Origin of the sequence: Idiomarina sp. 28-8, from assembly GCF_000320945.2 — a bacterium.
GTDB classification, from domain to species: Bacteria; Pseudomonadota; Gammaproteobacteria; order Enterobacterales; family Alteromonadaceae; genus Idiomarina; species Idiomarina loihiensis.
The window spans coordinates 661,930-681,968 of sequence record NZ_DF266789.1 but is presented as its reverse complement, the minus strand read 5'-3'; the positions used below and the strand labels follow the sequence as shown (position 1 = coordinate 681,968).

At 47.2% G+C, this 20,039-nt stretch carries 20 protein-coding genes; 4 read left to right on the top strand and 16 right to left on the bottom strand.

Annotation, left to right across the window (positions count from 1 at the left end; genetic code table 11):
* Positions 1 to 65 precede the first annotated feature (65 nt).
* Genes RJ32_RS03415 through sufB form a run of 7 tightly spaced genes read right to left on the bottom strand, consistent with a single transcriptional unit; the run spans position 66 to position 6,104 of the window.
* Positions 66 to 479 (bottom strand): SufE family protein, encoded by a 414-nt coding sequence (locus tag RJ32_RS03415; RefSeq protein ID WP_034819050.1) that lies wholly within the window; start codon positions 477 to 479, stop codon positions 66 to 68.
* 44 nt (positions 480 to 523) lie between these two features.
* Positions 524 to 1,057: a putative Fe-S cluster assembly protein SufT gene (gene sufT / locus RJ32_RS03410; protein ID WP_011233412.1), complete on the bottom strand. Its 534-nt coding sequence runs from the start codon at positions 1,055 to 1,057 to the stop codon at positions 524 to 526.
* Positions 1,058 to 1,071: 14 nt separating this feature from the next.
* A complete protein-coding gene (locus RJ32_RS03405; protein WP_011233413.1) occupies positions 1,072 to 1,428 on the bottom strand; it encodes an iron-sulfur cluster assembly accessory protein in 357 nt (118 codons plus the stop codon).
* 16 nt (positions 1,429 to 1,444) lie between these two features.
* On the bottom strand, positions 1,445 to 2,662 hold the full coding sequence (locus RJ32_RS03400; protein ID WP_034819047.1) for an aminotransferase class V-fold PLP-dependent enzyme: 1,218 nt from the start codon (positions 2,660 to 2,662) through the stop codon (positions 1,445 to 1,447).
* Complete coding sequence (sufD, locus tag RJ32_RS03395; protein WP_034819045.1) at positions 2,659 to 3,909, bottom strand: Fe-S cluster assembly protein SufD; 1,251 nt, start codon at positions 3,907 to 3,909, stop codon at positions 2,659 to 2,661. Before sufD ends, RJ32_RS03400 begins: the two co-directional genes overlap by 4 nt.
* Positions 3,906 to 4,664: a Fe-S cluster assembly ATPase SufC gene (gene sufC, locus RJ32_RS03390; RefSeq protein ID WP_034819043.1), complete on the bottom strand. Its 759-nt coding sequence runs from the start codon at positions 4,662 to 4,664 to the stop codon at positions 3,906 to 3,908. The genes sufD and sufC overlap by 4 nt, the downstream gene beginning before the upstream one ends.
* A 3-nt stretch (positions 4,665 to 4,667) precedes the next feature.
* Positions 4,668 to 6,104 carry a Fe-S cluster assembly protein SufB gene (gene sufB, locus RJ32_RS03385; RefSeq protein ID WP_011233417.1) on the bottom strand — a complete coding sequence of 479 codons (1,437 nt, stop codon included), beginning with the start codon at positions 6,102 to 6,104 and terminating at the stop codon, positions 4,668 to 4,670.
* Positions 6,105 to 6,463: 359 nt separating this feature from the next.
* On the opposite strand from sufB, the gene RJ32_RS03380 reads away from it, so the two are divergent.
* The gene (locus RJ32_RS03380; protein ID WP_034819040.1) at positions 6,464 to 7,108 is read left to right on the top strand and encodes a response regulator transcription factor; all 645 of its coding nucleotides are present in this window, start codon (positions 6,464 to 6,466) and stop codon (positions 7,106 to 7,108) included.
* 6 nt (positions 7,109 to 7,114) lie between these two features.
* Here the strand turns inward: RJ32_RS03380 and RJ32_RS03375 are convergent, their stop codons facing one another.
* The 5 genes from RJ32_RS03375 to RJ32_RS03355 are packed head-to-tail and all read right to left on the bottom strand — an operon-like array spanning position 7,115 to position 10,630.
* A complete protein-coding gene (locus RJ32_RS03375) occupies positions 7,115 to 7,873 on the bottom strand; it encodes a CsgG/HfaB family protein (RefSeq protein ID WP_196803386.1) in 759 nt (252 codons plus the stop codon).
* Positions 7,874 to 7,885: 12 nt separating this feature from the next.
* Positions 7,886 to 8,269 carry a curli assembly protein CsgF gene (locus RJ32_RS03370; RefSeq protein WP_011233420.1) on the bottom strand — a complete coding sequence of 128 codons (384 nt, stop codon included), beginning with the start codon at positions 8,267 to 8,269 and terminating at the stop codon, positions 7,886 to 7,888.
* An 11-nt stretch (positions 8,270 to 8,280) separates the two neighbouring features.
* Positions 8,281 to 8,658 (bottom strand): curli production assembly/transport protein CsgE, encoded by a 378-nt coding sequence (locus RJ32_RS03365; protein WP_011233421.1) that lies wholly within the window; start codon positions 8,656 to 8,658, stop codon positions 8,281 to 8,283.
* A gap of 52 nt (positions 8,659 to 8,710) precedes the next feature.
* On the bottom strand, positions 8,711 to 10,198 hold the full coding sequence (locus tag RJ32_RS03360) for a hypothetical protein (protein WP_034819037.1): 1,488 nt from the start codon (positions 10,196 to 10,198) through the stop codon (positions 8,711 to 8,713).
* A 24-nt stretch (positions 10,199 to 10,222) separates the two neighbouring features.
* On the bottom strand, positions 10,223 to 10,630 hold the full coding sequence (locus RJ32_RS03355) for a minor curlin subunit CsgB, nucleation component of curlin monomers (protein WP_011233423.1): 408 nt from the start codon (positions 10,628 to 10,630) through the stop codon (positions 10,223 to 10,225).
* A 317-nt stretch (positions 10,631 to 10,947) separates the two neighbouring features.
* Between RJ32_RS03355 and RJ32_RS03350 the strand changes: the two genes are divergently transcribed.
* The gene (locus RJ32_RS03350; RefSeq protein WP_034819035.1) at positions 10,948 to 13,482 is read left to right on the top strand and encodes a S8 family serine peptidase; all 2,535 of its coding nucleotides are present in this window, start codon (positions 10,948 to 10,950) and stop codon (positions 13,480 to 13,482) included.
* Between the two features lie 81 nt (positions 13,483 to 13,563).
* Here RJ32_RS03350 and RJ32_RS03345 read toward each other — a convergent pair whose 3' ends face one another.
* Positions 13,564 to 15,399: a S8 family peptidase gene (locus RJ32_RS03345; protein ID WP_370543290.1), complete on the bottom strand. Its 1,836-nt coding sequence runs from the start codon at positions 15,397 to 15,399 to the stop codon at positions 13,564 to 13,566.
* Positions 15,400 to 15,688: 289 nt separating this feature from the next.
* Positions 15,689 to 16,699 carry an isopenicillin N synthase family oxygenase gene (locus tag RJ32_RS03340; protein ID WP_034819031.1) on the bottom strand — a complete coding sequence of 337 codons (1,011 nt, stop codon included), beginning with the start codon at positions 16,697 to 16,699 and terminating at the stop codon, positions 15,689 to 15,691.
* A 202-nt stretch (positions 16,700 to 16,901) separates the two neighbouring features.
* On the opposite strand from RJ32_RS03340, the gene RJ32_RS03335 reads away from it, so the two are divergent.
* Positions 16,902 to 17,618 (top strand): YebC/PmpR family DNA-binding transcriptional regulator, encoded by a 717-nt coding sequence (locus RJ32_RS03335; protein WP_034819029.1) that lies wholly within the window; start codon positions 16,902 to 16,904, stop codon positions 17,616 to 17,618.
* A gap of 73 nt (positions 17,619 to 17,691) precedes the next feature.
* Entirely contained in the window at positions 17,692 to 18,390 is a 699-nt protein-coding gene (locus RJ32_RS03330) for an OmpW family protein (RefSeq protein ID WP_034819027.1), read from the top strand.
* Between the two features lie 35 nt (positions 18,391 to 18,425).
* On the opposite strand, the gene RJ32_RS03325 is transcribed toward RJ32_RS03330, so the two are convergent.
* A complete protein-coding gene (locus tag RJ32_RS03325) occupies positions 18,426 to 18,947 on the bottom strand; it encodes a response regulator transcription factor (RefSeq protein WP_034819025.1) in 522 nt (173 codons plus the stop codon).
* Positions 18,940 to 20,037: a HAMP domain-containing sensor histidine kinase gene (locus RJ32_RS03320; protein WP_235598905.1), complete on the bottom strand. Its 1,098-nt coding sequence runs from the start codon at positions 20,035 to 20,037 to the stop codon at positions 18,940 to 18,942. The genes RJ32_RS03325 and RJ32_RS03320 overlap by 8 nt, the downstream gene beginning before the upstream one ends.
* Positions 20,038 to 20,039 lie beyond the last annotated feature (2 nt).

The following is a 20,039-nucleotide window of genomic DNA, read 5'->3' as shown; positions in this document are numbered from 1 at the left end:
GCAGCTCAACCAATTTACGATAATAAAAATCGGTTTTATGCGGTTGAGCTGCTGTTTAATACCATTTAAGCCTGGCTGTGTTTTGCCAGTTGCTGAATTCTTCCAACAATAGCACGTAAGCCGTTTCCGCGAGTCGGTGTAATGTGGTTTTCTAAGTCAAGCTGAGCAAAGTAGTTGTCGATATCAAAAGCAAGAATTTGTTCCGGAGTTTTGTCGTGGTAAGCCGCCATAACTAAGGTCAGCAACCCCTGAACAATGACTGCGTCGCTATCAACGTGAAGTAACAGTTTGCCGTTTTTTTCTTCACTAATAAGCCAGACATTACTTTGGCAGCCTCGCACCAAATACTCATCTTTATGCTGGCTTTCCGGTAGACCGGGCAATGCTTTACCTAAATCAATGATGTACTGGTAACGTTGTTCCCAGTCATCTAAAAACTCTAAGTCATCAATGATTTCATCTGTACTGGGTAAATTCATGCTGACCAATAACCTTAGCTTATAAGTTAAAAGAACGACTCATGTTAAAAGAAAACACCGGCTTCAAGCTGAGCTTCTTCGCTCATCATGTCGCGTGACCAGGGTGGGTCAAAAACAAGTTCAACGTTCACATTTTTAACGTGCGGTACCAGAGAAACCCGATACTCAACATCACCCACTAATACCGGGCCCATACCACAGCCTGGTGCGGTTAAGGTCATATCAATAGTAACGGTGCCGGAATCTTTATCAACCGCGACTTTGTAGATAAGCCCCAGCGAAACTAAGTTAATCGGAATTTCCGGGTCATAAATGGTCTCTAACGCTTCCCAGACCTGATCTTCTGAAACTTTTCCGTTTGCTGGTGGTTCAAAGTCGAGCTTTTCTGGCTTACGGCCAATCGCATCCGCATCCGTGCCGTCTATGCGCAGCATGTTACCCTGAAAGGTAACCGTATAGTTACCGCCTAAATCCTGAGTAATAGTAACAAACTCACCTTTAGGAATAACTTTAGGCTCACCCGTTGGCACGCGACGCGCTTTAACTTCACGGGTGGTGGACACCATTTTCTGCTGCATAATTTAAACTTCCGTTACTGCACGTTGAAGCTTTCGCCGCAACCACACTCATTAACAACATTCGGGTTGTTGAATTTAACCACGCCGTTAATGCCTTCTTTTACGTAATCAATTTCGGTATTACGCACCAGTTCCAACGCATTAGAGGCAATAGCGACTTTGATGTTGTCGTTAATATCGACCACTTCATCGCCGTCTTCCATCGCATCGACAGAATCAAGCACATAGGCATAACCCGTACAGCCACTTTGCTTAGTCGACAGGCGAATCAGCTTGCCCGGTTCATCTTTTAAGCGTGACTCAAAGTAACGTACAGCGTTTTCTGTCATCGAAATTAACGAAGACGATGGTACAAATGTTTCTACAGACATGAGTCTCCTCCTGCCATTAGGCTAGCATTAAACGAGCTTTGTTGATGCCTTCAAACAGCTTATCAACCTCGTCTAATGTATTATAAATGGTAAATGACGCGCGCGCAGTACCTGGTACATTCAGGCGTTTCATTAGCGGTTGAGCGCAGTGGTCACCAGTACGAATGGCTATGCCTTGCTTGTCCAGCAAGAAGCCAATATCAGCCGGGTGTGCGCCATCTAAAATAAAGCTTAGCACGCCAATTTTGTTGTCGGCGTGGCCAACAATGGTTAAGCCATCGGTTTGCTCTGCCAGCTCGGTTGCGCGTGCCAGTAAGGCGGTTTCGTGAGCTAGAATGTCGGCTTTATTAAATTGCTGTAACCAGTTTATAGCTGCCGCCAGACCAATGGCACCAGCGATATTTGGCGTACCGGCTTCCAGTCGGTTTGGTAATTCACCCCAGGTGGCGTCCTGGTAACTGACTGTCGCTATCATTTCGCCACCGACTAACCATATAGGCCAGTCTTTTAAAACCTCGTAACAACCCCAGAGCACGCCAATGCCGGTTGGTCCGAACAGCTTATGACCGGAAAACGCGTAAAAATCACAGCCTATGTCCTGCACATCGATAGCGCCGTGCGCCACGCCTTGTGCGCCATCAATCATCACCAGAGCGTCTTTGGCCTTGGCGGCAGCGGTGAGTTCTTTAATTGGGTTAATGGTACCCAGCGCATTTGAAATGTGGGGCATTGAAACGAAAGCAGTGTTCTCACTCAGCAGAGCGTGAAACTGCTCGGTATTGAGTGAGCCGTCTTCATTAATGGGTACGACTTTTAACGTGGCGCCAGAACGCTTACACGCCTGTTGCCAGGTGACCAGGTTCGCATGGTGTTCCATTTCGGTCACCAGTACTTCCTCGCCAGCTTTTAAGCGCTGAGCAACACCATTAGCGACCAGGTTAATACCTTCGGTGGTGCCGCTGGTCCAGATGACCTCTTCCTGACGATTTGCATGTATGTAGTCAGCTACGGTTTTACGTGCCGCTTCGTAGCGACGGGTGGCTTCATCAGAAAGATAATGAGCCCCGCGATGAACATTGGCGTTGCACTGAGTATAGTAATCCGTCAGCGCGTCGATGACCGCTTGTGGCTTTTGCGTGGTGGCAGCGTTATCCAGATAAACCAGTGGTTTACCGTTTACCTGCCGTTGCAGTATCGGAAACTGCTCACGAATTTGTGCAACGTTCAGGCTCATTGCTTCTCCATCATACTTTCAAAGCGGGTTTTCAAAATAGGCTGCAACCAGTCGGCCAGGGCTTTATTTGGCATCTGGAACACCATTTCCTGTACGAAGCCAAAGTTGAGCATAACCAGCGCTTGTTGTCTGTCGATGCCACGCGTCAGCATGTAATACAACGCTTCTTCATCAATTTCAGCAACCGTTGCACCGTGCGCACACTGTACATCGTCTGCGTAAATCTCCAGCTCGGGCTTAGTATTAATTTGCGCACCACGAGTCAGCAGCAGGTTACGATTATTCAGTTCGGCCAGAGTTTTCTGTGCATGACGATGAATATGAATACGACCATTAAATACCGCCTTCGCCCGGTCACCGATAATGCCGCGGGCGTTCTCTTCGGTCGTGCCGTTGGGTGAGGCATGCTCAATGGTGCTGTGCAGATCGAAGTGCTGACGGGGTGCCAGTAAATACACGTTATTAAACTTGGCAAAGGCGTGCTCGCCCGCATGTTCAATATCAACGTCCAGACGCGTTAACTGACTGCCGTAGCCAATTAAGGTGCTATTCAGTTTAGCGTGATCGTGCAGTTTAAAGTGGCTGCCGCCAATGTGAATCGCTTCGCCTTCGTGCAGGGCAAAACGGTAATGCTCTAAACGCGCTTTTTCGGCTATGTCATATTCAGCAAAGACCGTATTCAGGCTGTTACCTGAGCCGCTGCCGTGCTCAATAATGGTTGCCTGCGCATTTTCACCAACACGTACCAGCGTGCGCTGATGAGACTCGATACCGGCAGACGCAAAGTTAACAATGCGAATGGGTTGTTCAACTTTAGCGCCAGCCGCAATGTCGATAACGACACCTTGCTGCGCCAATACGTCGTTTACCAGGCCAAACAAATGACGGCTGGGTTTTACTTGCGCAAAAATAGCTTCAGCGGGTTCGCTGGGCGCTGACAGCTCACTAATAGTGATGCCTTCAGGTAACTTAAGCTTGCTGATGTCGGTACTAAGCTGACCGTCCACAAACACCAAATCCAGACTGTTTAAGCCTTCAATGACTGGTGCTTCGGCGGTCGCGTTACCGGTGCTGGATTTCAGCTCTAAATCAGCAACCGGATGCAACGAGGTATAACGCCATGCTTCGGTGCGGCGTGTCGGCCATTGCTGTTGCTTTAACGTGTCCAAGGCTTGTGCCCGGACCGGAGATAGCCAATCGTCAACGGTCGAGGCACGCTCTAAAACGTGGTTTAACCATTGACTCATGCATCTGCTCCTTCTGCTTCAGCTAACCAGGCATAACCTGATGCTTCGACTTCTTTAGCCAGTTCAGGCCCGCCACTTTTCACAATTTTGCCTTTAGACAAAATGTGAACGTAATCTGGCTGAATGTAATCCAGCAGGCGTTGGTAGTGAGTAACAACAATAAAGCTGCGCTTACCGTCACGCTGACTGTTAACGCCATTGGCGACAACTTGCAACGCGTCTACGTCCAGACCTGAGTCGGACTCATCAAGGATGGCCAGTTTAGGCTCCAGCATGATCAGCTGCATAATTTCGTTACGCTTTTTCTCGCCGCCGGAAAAACCTTCATTGACGCCACGTTTTAAGAAATCCAGCGGTAATTCAACTTGCTTACAGGCTTCTTTTGCTTTTTTCAAAAACTCTGCAGAGCTTAAGGCGTTTTCGCCACGAGCTTCACGCATAGCATTTACAGATTCCTTCATAAATTCCATGTTGCTTACGCCGGGAATTTCAACAGGGTACTGGAAAGCCAGAAATATACCGGCTTGGGCGCGCTCTTCTACTTCCATGTCCAGTAAGTCTTTACCGTCCATTTCCACGCTGCCGCTTTCAACTTCGTAGCCATCGCGACCAGATAAAACGTAACCTAAAGTACTTTTACCGGCGCCGTTAGGACCCATAATGGCGTGTACTTCGCCGGGTTTTATTTCCAGATTCAGGCCTTTCAAAATCGTTGTTTCTTCTACACGTGCGTGCAAATCTTTAATCGATAGCATGTTTTACCCCACTGAACCTTCAAGACTGATTTCAAGCAACTTACCGGCTTCCACCGCAAACTCCATTGGCAGTTCGCGGAATACCTCTTTACAGAAGCCATTTACAATCATTGAGACTGCTTTTTCAGGGTCCAGGCCTCGTTGCCTACATAAGAATAATTGATCGTCACTCACCTTAGAGGTGGTGGCTTCGTGCTCAACAATCGCCGTTGGATTGCTGCTTTCTATATATGGGAATGTGTGTGCGCCGCACTGGTCGCCAATAAGTAGCGAGTCACATTCAGTAAAGTTACGTGCGCCTTCGGCACCAGGGCCCATACGCACCAGACCTCGGTAAGCGTTATTACTGCGGCCGGCGGAAATACCTTTGGAAATGATGGTCGACTTGGTGTTCTTACCTAAGTGGATCATTTTGGTGCCGGTATCGGCTTGTTGTCTGCCGCGGGTTAACGCAACTGAGTAGAATTCCCCAACGCTGTTATCGCCTTTAAGAATACAGCTTGGATACTTCCAGGTAACGGCAGAGCCTGTCTCTACCTGAGTCCAGGAGATCTTCGCGTTTTTCTCGCACAGGCCGCGTTTAGTGACAAAGTTATAGATACCGCCTTTGCCGTTTTCGTCACCCGGATACCAGTTTTGCACCGTAGAGTATTTGATCTCCGCGTCATCCAGTGCAACCAGCTCAACTACGGCCGCGTGTAATTGGTTTTCGTCACGCTGTGGTGCGGTACAACCTTCCAGATAACTAACGTGACTGCCTTCTTCGGCGACAATTAAGGTACGCTCAAACTGACCGGTATTCTGTTCGTTTATGCGGAAGTAAGTTGATAGTTCCATAGGGCAGCGAACGCCTTTTGGAATATAAACAAACGAGCCATCGGTGAATACGGCGCTGTTCAGTGCGGCAAAGAAGTTATCGCCACGGGGAACTACGGTACCTAAGTATTTTTTAACCAGATCCGGGTACTTATGAAGGGCTTCGGAGATAGGGCAGAAGATAACTCCTGCTTCTTCCAGCTTCTCGCGGAATGTTGTGACCACGGATACTGAGTCGAAGACTGCATCAACAGCTACACCCGCGAGCATTTCCTGCTCATGCAGAGGAATACCCAGCTTTTCGTATGTGCGTAGCAGTTCCGGATCAACCTCGTCTAACGACTTAGGCTTGTCTTTCATACTCTTAGGTGCGGAGTAGTATGAAATTGACTGGTAATCTACCTTAGGATAATCGACGTGTGCCCAGTCAGGCTCTTCCATTTTTAACCAGGTGCGATAAGCCTTCAGACGCCACTCCAGCATCCATTCAGGCTCACCCTTAATGGCGGACAGACGGGCAATGACGTCTTCGTCCAAACCAATTGGGAAAGTTTCTGACTCTATTTCTGAAATGAAGCCTGCGTCGTATTTACGCGCAAGCGCCTGATCAATCTGTTCACTCATGATTTACCCACTCTAAAAGCTGCGGATGGGAGTTTCGCCCGTTACTGGCCGACAGTATAAAATACCTGACTAAAACACTCAACTTTATCTGCTGACCAACATTATACGGGATCACAGCCTTTTTGTCGCTTATTTCGCCGGGTAAGGTAAGCCTGTTGCTCTTTATTTTAAATGCCATAAGGTAAATTAGAATGGTTGTTACATTTTGTTACATGTTCTAAGGTGCTATGTCTTTTAGTACAAAATTTAATCATATATTGTAAAGAGCTACATCAATCGTTGTAAAAATGTAATATAAGAAGAATATAAGAAGAAAAGTACAGTAATAAAATAAGCTTTGAGGTTTAGGGAGGGCTGTTATGGGACGTTATACGCGGTTAGCTTTAATCGAACACCAAAAACGTACGCAGAACTTAGGGTTGCTTGCAGAATCCTTAGAAATATCAGTCGTCCATCGTGCATTTTCTGAACTGGTTGATCATTCACCAGAGCCCGAGACCATGGTGGCTTATTCTCTTGGATCGGAGCAGTTATCTCGTTCCCACATTACCAGTGAAATTGCTGCATTAACTAAAACCTACCCTTTATTTCTAGTTAATGCGAGAAAAGATGATGTTCGTCCTATTCAAGCCCTGAACCTTGGTGCTCGCGGTATTATTTACGAAAACGACCATTTAGACCGAGTACTGACCGCGATAAAAGTTATTAGCCAGGGGGAGCTCTATTATCCGCGCTCATTGCTTTCAGATAAAATTGAAGAAATGATGCTGCGGCGGCAAGCGGATGACTCTTTTACAACGGTATCTCAAATTAACTCCCTGACTCCACAAGAGTTAAAAATTATAGAGTTGGTTGCTACTGGTGCCCGCAATAAGGAAATTGCTGAGCACTTAAATATCAGTGCTCATACTGTGAAAACACACTTATCCTCTATTTTTCGAAAGACTGGCGCGCGTAACCGGGTAGAGTTACTAAAGTGGTCCAGTTACGCGACATCAGTTTAACGCTGGTTAACTCTCTGCACGCCAATAACCCATTTCCAGGCCTTTTTCTATTAACTCCACCAGCGCTCTTTCCATCGCTTGCTTTACCGACAATTGAACCGGTTCGTTGGTTGAATAACCGCCCTCGAATTCAGCCAGCCGGTTGAGAGATACGTAGCGAAACAGGCCTGCCCGTAGTTCTTGAGAGAACACTTTCTTATTTGCTGATACCGACACCAGCACCTGCCCACTATAAACGTCTACCGCTCGTAGATAGACGGATACCTGATCTTCCCGGTAGAGTTCAGATGCACCAATACCAAAATATTCTGCGCCGATACCTCCGGTACTAACATTGGTGTCGTAGCTTATAATTCCGCCCTCCAGCAACAGTCTGGCCTCACTCAATGGAGGAAGTTCTTTATTGTCGCCTGAGTTATAAATTTTTCGCTCAGTTAACAGATTTTGCAGGTTTTCACGCTCCATAGGTAAGAACCAACCTGATTCCAGTAACATTTGAGTGAGCATAGAGGTTGCACCCTGAGTTACTGCGGTAGAAAAGCTGGAAACATTAGCTTGTGGTTTATACTGCCCGGTTTGATCTCTAAAGGCATAAACCGATACCGGAATACGGGTTTGGGGTAATTGTCTTTGTTTCAAAGCCGTCATTGTAGAGCTGGGTGCGTCAATTTCAGCGGGCTGTATATTGATGTCCGTCGGCTTGGGCATTAACGCGCAACCGCTCATAACAAGTGAAGCTAGAATGAGGAAAACTTTACGCATGATTATTCTCCTCACTTATATTGAAGGCATGGTGATAACAGTCTGTTCACCACTGCCGTTATGAGTGATATAGACAATAACGCTACCGTCTGGCTGACCAACAACTTCAACCGTGTACTCACCTGTGTCGTACAGGCCTTCAACAATTTCGCCATCTGCAATGCGGCGGGTAAGTGAATTGATGATATTACGCTCTAACGCTTCGCGGAAACGGTCAACAAAAGAGCGGTCGGAATCAGGTGCTGAATGAGCATTCTGAGTTTGTGCTTTTTGTAATAAAAAGTTCCCGTTCAATGGGTTTCCACCAAAGCTCGGGTTAATAGGTTGATAGACAATTTCTGTTGCTGCGGCATTCACTGCCGTAAACAAAAAACCAATGAAGAGCCAACGTAATTTCATAATCTGCGCCTTTAAAAATTATTATCTTGTGGCGTATCAAATACAGAGTCCGCTTTTACTCGCGCGACTTCGTTAATACTGATCAAAATGGCTTTCTCGGCCATTTTTTTGACATCGTTTTGCCGTCTTCCAAAGTAGGTCTGGAATATCTTGGTTTGCTCCATCTCCACCCACAAATAGGTGCCAGCCTGAGGATAGACCTGCTCGTGAATAACAACGGTAATACCATTAGTTGAAGGGATGTCACGCCAATAGCTGGTGTAGTAAAAGAAGAAGTCTTTACCGAAACGTGAAATGGTTCGGTCCAGCACCATGCCGCCAAGCTCTATTTCGTCAGCCTGACTAACCGGAGTAAACAACAGAACGAGTAGAATGAGTTTCTTTAGCATAAGGGCTAAGAAAGCGGCTGCACCTAAATGACGCAGCCGCTAACTTTACTTCTTAGTATTGAACAACAGTAGCGACGTTATAGTCGCCTTGCTGATATACGCTCATAGTGTTGCCGTCACTGGCTTGACCGCCGGTAACAACGTTGTAGTCACCTACTTGCTGAATATCAACGCTGCCATTACTACCGCCAACAATGAACGAGCCGCCATCTCCGGCGATAACGTTGCTGTTACCTTCCTGGTAGAAGCTAATAAGGTTCTCATTGCCACCGATAATGGTGTCTATTAAGTTGATATCACCTTGCTGTTCGGAATCTAACGTGTTGCCTGAGGTTGTGCCTGCATCGTAAGAGTAAGCAAGAGTGACGTTGCCATCACCAACCTGGTTAGACATGACATCGTTGTCGTCACCAACAAACACAACTTCGGCTGTGTTTGCATCACCGCGCTGACGGCTTTGGATATCGTTAGAAACGCCCTGTACAGCCACTCCGTTAAAGTTGTCATCACCACGGCTGCTGACCATAATGTCATTTTGCTCACCGTAAGATTCACCTACGGCAGTGTTGTTATCGCCAGCCTGCTCAAGTTCAACATTATGCATGTCGCCCTCGGTTGCGAACACTGCGTAGTTATTGTCTCCGCGTTGGTATGCATCAATTAGGTTGTCATTACCAATCATGCCATTCGCGGCTTCAACAACGTTTGAGTTACCTTGCTGCTGAACAACAATAAAGTTAGCTTCGCCCTGAATAGGCTGGATCAGGAATTCGTTTGCTGAACCGTCCTGAAATACATCGACAAAGTTTTCGTTACCCTCTAAATCACGAGCTATAAAAATGTTCGATGAACCATATTGCTGAGCATAAACTTCGTTGTCGTCGCCGTCCGCGCCAACAACACCTGCAACGTTACCGTCACCTTCTTGTGATGCTTCGAAGGTATTGCGGTCGCCCGACGCATTGAAATAGCCTGATTCATTAAGTGAGCCAGACTGTTCACTTAAGAATAGGTTGTCACTGCCTGAAATCTGGAAGTTGCTCCAGTTGGAATCGCCTGACTGGTAAATTTCTGCTGTATTGTAGTCGCCACTGAGGTCAATGGCGGCCTCGTTTGCATCACCGGACTGCTCAGCAACTGCAGTGTTACCGTCACCCTGCAGGAAAATACTGGCCGAGTTCAAGCTGCCTTCCTGGTAAGCTGATAACCAGTTGTCATCACCGACGGCGTCGGCATTGAAAACGTTCCAGAGTCCAGACTGCTCACCTTCGACCAAGTTGAAGTCGCCGGTAACGTAAGCATAAGCTTCGTGCCAGTCGTCAAACTGCAACAGTGATGTAACGTTATCGTCACCGTACTGGTCAGCATACGCCCAGTGTGCAGCTCCGGCTTGTTCAACATACACTTCGTTACCAATTTCAACGGCGCCAGCCGATTCTTGATTAATAACAGCGATGTGGTTTTCCGCAACGGCACTACCTGCAAAGGCAATGCCTAAAGCAAGAGCGATGGCACTTTTCTTTATTAGTATTTTCGACATGATTGTTCTCCGTAATTGTTATAATCAAAACTGCGTGATGGACATTTCAGCGGCAGAGCCGGATTGTTGGATAGTGATAGCATTGTCGTTACCCAGCTGTTGTAGCTGAATAAGATTGCTATTACCCAACTGCAGGATGATTGCTGAATTACCGCGTCCTGATTGTTCTGCAGTGACAGAATTATTGAACCCTTGCTGTTCCAGGCTAAGAGTGTTCTCAAAACCCGACTGAACCAAATACGCGTAATTTTGCTCGCCTGACTGGATAACAGAAGTGAGGTTATAAGATCCGAGTTGAGCAATTTCTGCATGGTTTGCAAGGGCCTGCCGCTCCAGTAACCCTGCTAGCGCAACAGGAATGTCTTTTGCCACTCCGGGGAGTGAGACAAAAAGCAAAACCAGTGCTGCTAAAAGTTGTTTTTTGTAAGTCAAAGCGGAACACCTTTTGTTAATAATTCCGCTAACAAGAATAGGTGGTTCAGAGAGCTGAACAATCGTATGAAAGGGGTATTTTATATGACTTATTGATGATGTTTTTGAATTGAAATATCGTTATTTTTCATTGCCTTGATTTTTTTTAATCGCTTCCCTGCACCAAACGTCCTAGTCCTTTATTCGTATTTATGATCAGATTTCGTAAAGCTATATCTTTCGAGATATCTTTACGTCAAAAATATGCTAGTTATTTTCTAGTGCTTAAGTTTTAGGCACGACGATAACTCATAAAACAACAAGACAGAGGATGCAAAATGGCTAATATTAAAAAGTTAGTCGTTGGTATTTCTATAGCGTTGGCCGCAGGTTCAGCTGTAGCGGCAACCGATAAGAAAGCTGATGATGATTCATTGCTGGTGATGTTTAAGCAGTCAGTGACGAAAGAACAACGGCAAGACTTAATCAAAAATGCGGGCGGCAGTTTACGCGCACTCGATGACAGTGGTCGTGATATAGCAATGCGTCATATTGCTGATGGCCGAATTGCTAAAGTTAACGTACGCAATGCAAAACAGCGTGATGCGTTAATCAAGCGTCTGTCTCAGCATCCGCTGGTTGAGGTTGCTGAGCCTAATTACGTTATTAGTATTAACGATTCAAAAGATCCCAAGTTCAATATTCTTGCTACCCCGGATGATCCTGGCTTCGGTGATATGTGGGCACTGGAAAATACGGGGCAGAGCGGAGGTACGCCGGGCGCGGACATTGATGCCCGGCCAGCCTGGGATATTACGACCGGCGACAGTAATATTGTTATTGGCGTAATCGACAGTGGTGTTGACTACACCCACCCTGATTTAGCCGGAAACATGTGGGTTAACCCGGGTGAAATCTGTGACAACGGTGAAGATGACGATGGCAACGGTGTTGTCGATGATTGCTATGGTTACTCGGCTATAACGTCCACCGGGGATCCGATGGATGAGAATGGTCATGGTACACACGTTTCAGGCACCATTGGTGCAACATCAAATAATGGCGCGGGGGTTACCGGAATTAACTGGGACGTGCAAATAATCGGCTGTCAATTTCTCGACGAGTTTGGTGACGGTTATACCGATGGCGCTATTGAATGTATTAACTACATGACCAATTTAAAAGTTAACCATGGTGTTAATTTGGTTGCGACTAATAACTCCTGGGGTGGTGGTTCTTATTCAGAATCATTGCGAACGGCCATCAGCGACAGTATTGATCAGGGCATTATGTTTGTCTCGGCTGCCGGCAACGCGGGTGTCGATGCAGACGTTACGGCAAGCTACCCTGGTGGTTACGATCTCGACGGTATTGTGAATGTTGCCAATACGACGCGCACCGACAGTATGGAAGAGGACTCAACCTATGGCCTGGAATCTGTTGATTTAGGGGCTCCGGGTACGGAAATTCTTTCAACCTACTTAGATGGTGGTTATGCGACTGCAACTGGAACCTCAATGTCCAGTCCGCATGTTGCTGGTGTTGCCGGATTAGTTTGGTCTATCGACCCGAGTCTTAGCATTGCTGAAGTAAAGCAAATTCTTATGGATTCAGGCGAGAGTATTCCGGCATTATCGGGTAAAACTGCTTCAGGAAAGCGTCTGAACGCATTAAGTGCTTTAGAAGCTGCCGATCCAGATCCGACTTACCTGTTAACTTTGTCTCCGGGTCGACAGCAAATTGTAGCTGGTGAGAACGCTGCCTTTACTCTTGATGTTGACAGTATTGCAGATTGGTCAGGCACCGTTAATTTAAGTGTTTCCGCGGAACCTGAACTGGATGTCTCGCTGTCCTCAAGTCAGGCTGGCGAGGGAGACAGTGCCGATGTACAGGTGAATACAACCGATGAGACACAATGGGGGGAGTACAGCATCACCGTCAGTGGCTCCGATGCTGAAACGGGCGAAATTACCCGTGAGGTGAGTTCGGCTGTGTATGTTCTGCCACAAGGTTTGTCAGATTTCTATTATGAAGATACGGCGAATACCGACATTCCGGATGATGACAGTGAGGGTATTTCGCGAGTCATTAATGTACCCGAAACGGGTGTTGTTTTTGGTGCGGATGTGAGTGTTGATATTACTCATACCTGGCAGGGCGACCTGATTGTCAGCTTAACCTCGCCAGAAGGTACAGAGCATGTATTGCATGACCGTTCCGGTGGTAGCGCTGAAGATTTAGTGCGCAGTTGGTCTGTTGATACCTTTAATGGTGAAGATATGACTGGTGACTGGACGCTGAGTGTTTCAGATAATGCCGGTGCGGATACCGGGACTCTGAACCACTGGTCATTGACGTTAACTGCGGTGGAAGAAGATGATGGTTTGCCGGATGCTCCGGTTGCCAGCTTCGAAACCAGTGTAGATGACTTAACTGTGACCTTTACCAATACTTCGTCAGACAGTGATGGCGACATTGCCAGTTACTTCTGGGAATTCGGTGACGGTAACACTTCAACAGAAGCTAGCCCGATCTATGCTTACTCTGAAGCGGGCGTTTATGATGTAACACTAACGGTTACGGATGAAACTGAGCTTTCTGATAGTGTCACCCAGTCAGTTAATGTCAGTATTACTGATATTGAACTGAGTATTTATCGTGCGACTCACTTGCGTAATGGTACGACGCTGGTCGACCTGCGTTGGAGCGGAGCTTCTGGAGATGTCGATCTTTATCGTGATGGGGAGTTTATCGAAACCCTGGATAATTCAGGTCGATACCGTGATCGCTTTGAGTCTGACGGAAGCGATGTAGTTTACGAGCTGTGTGAAACCGGAACTGAGGCATGTCAATCAGCTACAGCGAGTTTCTAATGCTGAGTTAAGCCGACGTTTTAACGTATAAAGGGCACCAATTGGTGCCCTTTTCTATGCTCAATTATACCTAGCGGTTAATTAAGGTTCATAGCGTGCTTCAAGATCGACGCCTGAATATGCGCTGTAGGCAAAGACACCAATGTGCCAGCGGCCTTCCTGAGGGTTGTCGATAGTGCAGACTTCTTCATTTCCTGCATTATAAGGACGGCAGTCCCAGCTTGACTGAGTCGGTTCACTGCCCTGACGCAGATAAAGATCCGCATCGCCACTGCCACCAGTAATAGTGACTGTTAATGTTGACATGCCAGCTGGAACATCGAGATAGAAGCGATTCCACTCATTAGTTGACGCTGATAAGTTATCAACAGTGCCACCGCCGCCAGATGAGCCGTCGTCGCCGCCATTGTCACCGCCGTTTCCGCCACCGGAAGCCAGTGTTACGGCAGCCGCGGCATCGACGATACCAGTACCACAACCGTTGCAACTACCCGGGAAAGAGCGGGCTGAGTTACGCAGAATCTGTTCAATGTCATCTGGTGTTGCTGCAGGATCAGCTGCTTTAATTAAAGCGGCCGCGCCTGCTACGTGAGGTGCTGCCATTGAAGTACCCTGGCTGTAGCCGTAGCTATCAGAGCCTGGTGTTGAAGTGCCTGTGTTGTAAGTAGATAGCACACCATTAGGGTCGTTAGCGCTTTGCATTGCACCACCTGGTGCCGCAACATCGACATTCGAACCGTAGTTTGAGTAGTAAGCACGATCACCGTTACGATCAGTAGAGGCTACGTTAACAACACCGTTACAGTTGCCCGGGTTGTAGTTGGTTGAATTGTCGTTGCTGTTACCGGAAGCCACGACTACTGTCGCTCCATTATTGCGAGCGGTGTTGATCGCGTTCTGTGTTGTAGTCGAGCAAGTACCGCTGCCACCCAGGCTCATGTTTAAGACATCGGCAGGGTTAGCATTAGGGCTTGTTCCCGGAACTGAACCGCCTGATGCCCAGACAATACCGTCCGCAATATCGGCTGTGGTTCCGCCGCAGCGACCCAGAACACGTACGGGTACAATTTGTGCGCCATAGGCGACGCCAGCGACACCGCTGGAGTTATTTGTTTCAGCGGCAATGGTTCCGGCAACGTGAGTACCATGCCAGCTCGAGTTTTGGTCCTGAGCCGGGTAGCCATTACCACAGGCTCCGGCACTGACCCAGTCGCCCGGATCTTGTGCGTCGCTGTCGCGGGCATCGCCGTCATTAGCGATAAAACTGTCTGAAATCATGTCGTAGCCGGGTAAAATATTGCCTACCAGGTCAGAGTGTGGGCGATAACCGGTATCGAGTACGGCCACAACAACGCCGCTGCCGTCGACTGAGTCCCACGCTGTTGGGACATTCAGTCCACCAACGCTTTCATAATAATGCCACTGATCGTCATAGTTAGGGTCGTTTGGTGTGGCAAAGTGGCGGAGGATTTTGTTTTCCTCTACAAATTCAACGTCGCTATCTGCTTTAAGTGACTGAAGGTATTCTTTTGTTTCTTCCGGGCTTAAGCGGCCTTGTGCTTTTACTACGAAATGTTGTTGTAGAGCCATTGAGCGCTCAAAAGCTATGCTTTTTCCGGTGCGCTTAGAAAGCACTGAGGTAAAGCCTCGCATTTGTTGGGCGACAGCCGCAGCATTTGACGATGGGTGCTCTGCCGATTGTTGTTGCATTTGCTGCACAACTTGAGAGCCATCCTTAAGCTTAACGATAAAGCTGGTTGCAGGTCCGTTTGACCGCTCTTTCAGCGATGGTGTTGCGCCATTATTGCCGTTATCAGATCCGTTCTGAGATAAGGTTTCAGCTGCTACGCTGGTGCCGGCTAACAAGCCTGACAGTGCGATAGCAATTAACGTCTTATGCTGTTTATTTTTTGTCATCATAAGATTCTCTTTGTTGTTTTTCTGTGAATTTAAAATTAGTGATAAACAGCATCACTAGATACGTAACGTTATGTTACATAAGTAGATTTTTTAGAGGATGGCTGAAAAGTAAACCATGCGAATAATGTGGGAATATAACTAATATTATATTTTTAGGGTTTTTGTTACCCGATGTTAACGTCTTGAAAGTCAGCGCTTACGCAAGTTGACGTCATTTTTAAAAATAACGAATGATTTACACAACTTTACTTATATCGTTTTGTTATATTTTTATATCAAAGCTTAATTAACAGGAGTTGCATTTTTCTTTTGGCGTGTAAAAACGCGCTGATACGTCCGGGTGGGAACGTTTTCTGCCTTTCATAACGTTTTCGCCAACGTTATGCAGCATAGGGTTGTTCGGATCACTGGTTGGCCCCTTCGCGTGTTTTGCTAAATGGGAAGGGAGTTTTAACACCGGCACCGAAGCATTCAGCTGAGCAGCCATGAAAAATGCCGATGAATAACGGGTGATCCCCGCTTTAGGGCTGCTAACACGATGGTTAGTCGCTTTTAAATAGCCATTAGAAGCCAGCTCCAGTAATTCGCCAATATTCACCACAAAGGCACCGGGGCGCGGAGCCACTTTGTACCATTGTTGCTCGTATTCCACTTCCAGCCCGCTGTTTTCGTCCTGCAGAACTAAGGTGAGGTAGCCCGGGTCCTTATGTGCACCAACACCCTGACCAGAGGCTTCTGGGCTGCCGGGGTATTTAATAAGCTTAGTATGGCGATAAGGACCGTTGCTGATGGTTTCAGACAATGCGTCAGCCGGTTGCTCCAGACTTTCGCATAACGCCTCTAATAGCTGCAGAGACACTTCGGTTAGCTTGTCCTGCCAGGACAACAATTGTGTTTTCATGGCAGGCAATTGTCGTGGCCACTGGTTCGGTCCTATGAGTTTTTGCCATTCATGGTCTATAGCGGACGCAGCCTGAGCAGGCAGTTCGTCCATGATATCAAATTGCTCACGACGGTCCGGCCGACCTGCCGTTAACTCCGAATAGTTTGCTGAATAGCCACGAAAATGCGGTGAATGAATCATTTGAACCTGTTTCTTTTCTGCATCACTGAGTGCAAAAAAGGTTTTAGCGGTGTCCAGTACCTTCACCTGTTCTGCCAGTGAAATACCGTGGTCTTCCAGGTAGAAGAAGCCAACATCACGCGCCGCTCTGCCAAGGTCAGCAATGAATTGCTGGCGGTCAGAGGCACTGAGATAAAGTTTTCGCATGGATAATACAGGTATCGGGCTTTGCATAATTGACTCAACAGTTTGTTTCTGCCGCTGAGTTTACGTTGCCATGCAGTACTAACTGAAGAATCAAAATCTTCTATGGTAGACAGCTTGGCTATATCAATAATCTGCAATTAAGCTGGCACTTATTTCTGCTAGTACTCGACCCGTAACAGCTGCCTGTGTAAAATCTTTGGGTCTTTAATTAACCAGTGAGAAATTCAGAATGGGTCGCGCCTATCAAAACCGAAAAGATTCAATTGCTAAAACGGCGAATGCAAAGAGCAAAGTCTATAGTCGTTATGGTCGTGAAATTTACGTTTGCGCCAAGCAAGGTGGTGGAGATCCTGATGGCAATCTCGCGCTCCGAGGCCTAATAGATCGGGCGAAAAAAGATCAGGTTCCTGCTCACGTTATCGAAAAAGCGATAGACAAAGCGCAGGGCGGAGCAGGAGAGGATTTTTCTCCGGCGCGTTACGAAGGCTATGGCCCCAGCAACTGTATGGTTATTGTAGAATGCTTAACCGATAACCCGAACCGCACCTTCGGCGATGTCCGTAACTGCTTTACCAAAAGTAAATCAAAAATTGGCGCTCAGGGCAGTGTTGCGCATTCATTTGATCACTGTGCGATTTTTGCCTTCAAGCACGACAATGAAGACGAAGTGCTGGAAGCCATGATGGAAGCTGATGTTGATGTTACCGACGTCGAATTCGAAGATGGTCTGGTTACCGTATTTGCGCCAAATACCGAGTACGCGGCAGCCCGTCAGGCCTTAACTCATGCGTTTCCTGATATTGATTTTGAAGCCGACGAAATTCAGTTTTTACCTCAAGTAACGACCAGTATAGCTGAAGATGATTTACCAATGTTTGAACGTTTGATGGATATGCTGAATGACCTGGATGACGTTCAAAACATTTACCATAATGCCGAACACTAGGTTGATGCAGATCAACTCGGTTATTCAGTAAACCTTATAAACTTCAGGGGTCTTCATTAACAAGGAGTTCCCCATGAAGCTTAAAGCATTATCGTGCGGTGTATTGTTAGGCTTGCTAAGCACTTCTGCATTAGCAAATGATTTTTCTATCAACGTTGGTGCCATCTCTGTCATGCCTGATGACAGCAGTAGTCACTTGAACGTTGTTGAGTCAGTAGCTGGTTTACCAGAGAACAGTACTGGCGCTGGTGTAAACACGAATACTCAGTTAGGTTTAACTTTTGATTATAAGTTAACTGAAAACTGGACGCTTGAACTGGTTGCAGCAACACCGTTCAGCCATGATATTACCGCAACAGGCTCGCTGGCGGGGCTGAAAATAGGTAAAACCAAGCACTTGCCACCAACCTTGCTGGCGCAATATCATTTCGATATCGACAGTGAAATGTTTAAACCTTTCGTCGGTATTGGTGTTAACTACACAGCTTTCTTTGATGAGCAAGTCGACCCACAGTTGCGCTCAACGTTAGGCGACCTAGGTGTTGTTACTGATAATGACGATGTCTCTTTAGCCCTGAAAAACAGCTGGGGCTATGCTCTGCAAGCGGGTGTAAATGTCGATCTGAGTGAAAACTGGGGTCTTCATTTCATGGTTAGCCGCATGGATATCGATACTACGGGTGATGTTCGTGTGAACGGTAATACCATTGAAAGTGTTGATGTTGATATCGACCCTTACGTTGCTATGGCCGGTGTTCGCTATAACTTCTAAAGCCTTTGCGCCGCTCGCCCCCGGGCGGCGCATTTTTAATGTGGCGAGCGTTTCGACAATTTGCGCTGTAACGTACGCCGATGCATTCCCAGTTCTCGTGCTGTCTTAGAAACATTCCCCTGATTATCGGTAAGCACTCTTTGAATATGCTCCCACTCAATTTGAGTTGGCGTTAAACGGTTTATCGAAGCGTCTTCTAACTCCAGTTTCTCATTAGTAAAGCGACGTAGTAATTCACTGGTACCCACGGGTTTCGTTAGGTAGTCCGTTGCGCCGCGCTTCATCGCCTCTACGGTTGTTGCAATACTCGCGTAGCCGGTTAGTACCACTAAGTGACAGGGAGAGTAGCGTTCTTTGAGTGGTTGAATAAGTGCCAATCCATTGTCGTCGCCCAGCATCATATCCAGCAGAATACCGTCAAAATGACCTTCTAGCGCTAGTGCCTGATCACCCGAGTGTGCCATTTGCACCAAAACACCATGATGTTCGAGACGCCTCTGCAAAATGCCGCAGAAACCCTCATCGTCATCAATAATAAGCAGCCGGAATTTATTCATAGGCTGTTACCGGTAAAAGAACCAACGTGAGCGTGCCCTCGGGAGTGGATTTCCAGCTGACCTGACCACCAAGCCGTTCAAGTGTGGCGTGGCTGATAACCGCGCCAATACCCATACCATTTTCACTTAAGGTCATTGATTTGCCTATTTTTCGTTGTTGCGACTGGCTTAACCCATCACCATTATCGAGAATGTGGATGGTGAGCCGAGGATTCGCGTCAACGAACGTCAGGTTGAGTTGCACGGACACGGTCAACTGATGACTACGCTCGCCAGCGCTAATAGCATTAATGACCAGGTTGGCGATAGCCGGAAATAGAGTGCGGTCGGCGCTAATAATGGCGTCTTTCAAGCGCTCGGGACATTGCCAGTTGACCTGAGCATCGGGTCGGGCAATTCGCAGAAGCTGGCGTAACTGAGTAATAATTTCCCCGACAGTGTAGTTGTGCTGGCGCCTGGTGCGCACGTCCTCAGCAGCGTCCCGCCATTGTTCAAGGCTGGCTTCAACTTTGTCCAGGTGTTCACTGAATTCTCGTTTTAGTGACAGCTCAATATCGCATTCCTGAAGTTCTTCGTTGAGTAACCGTAACGACTGCACAGGAGTGGCAACGTCATGAGTTAACTGAGCTGCGGCTGCACCTATGGTCAAAAGCTGTTCGTCGCGCAGCTGGCGTTCACGTGCATTCTGTAATGCTTTTTCTGACTGAAACCATTGCCGCTTTAGGTAGTACATTGATAAAGCAATAATAGCCGCTGCAATCACAAAACCGCTGACCATACCCATGGCGTGTTTCAGCATCTCGTCGCTTAAGGCATGGGCGGTGTGACTTTGCTGTCCGGGCAAAAGTGAAGGTAAGCCTATTTGCGCAACCTGCCCCAGAATGCTTATCAACACCACAATCAAAGCAAAAGTTGGTGGTAACAATAAAAACGCGATGACGATAAATATCAGTAATAACGAAGTGAACGGATTACTGATACCACCATTAAAGGCAACCCAGAGGTTGCCCAGTACTATGTCCAGACATAAGGCTAAGCACAATGGCCAGGCTCTATGAGTAATAAATTTATAGGTCAGTAATGTCAGCATCG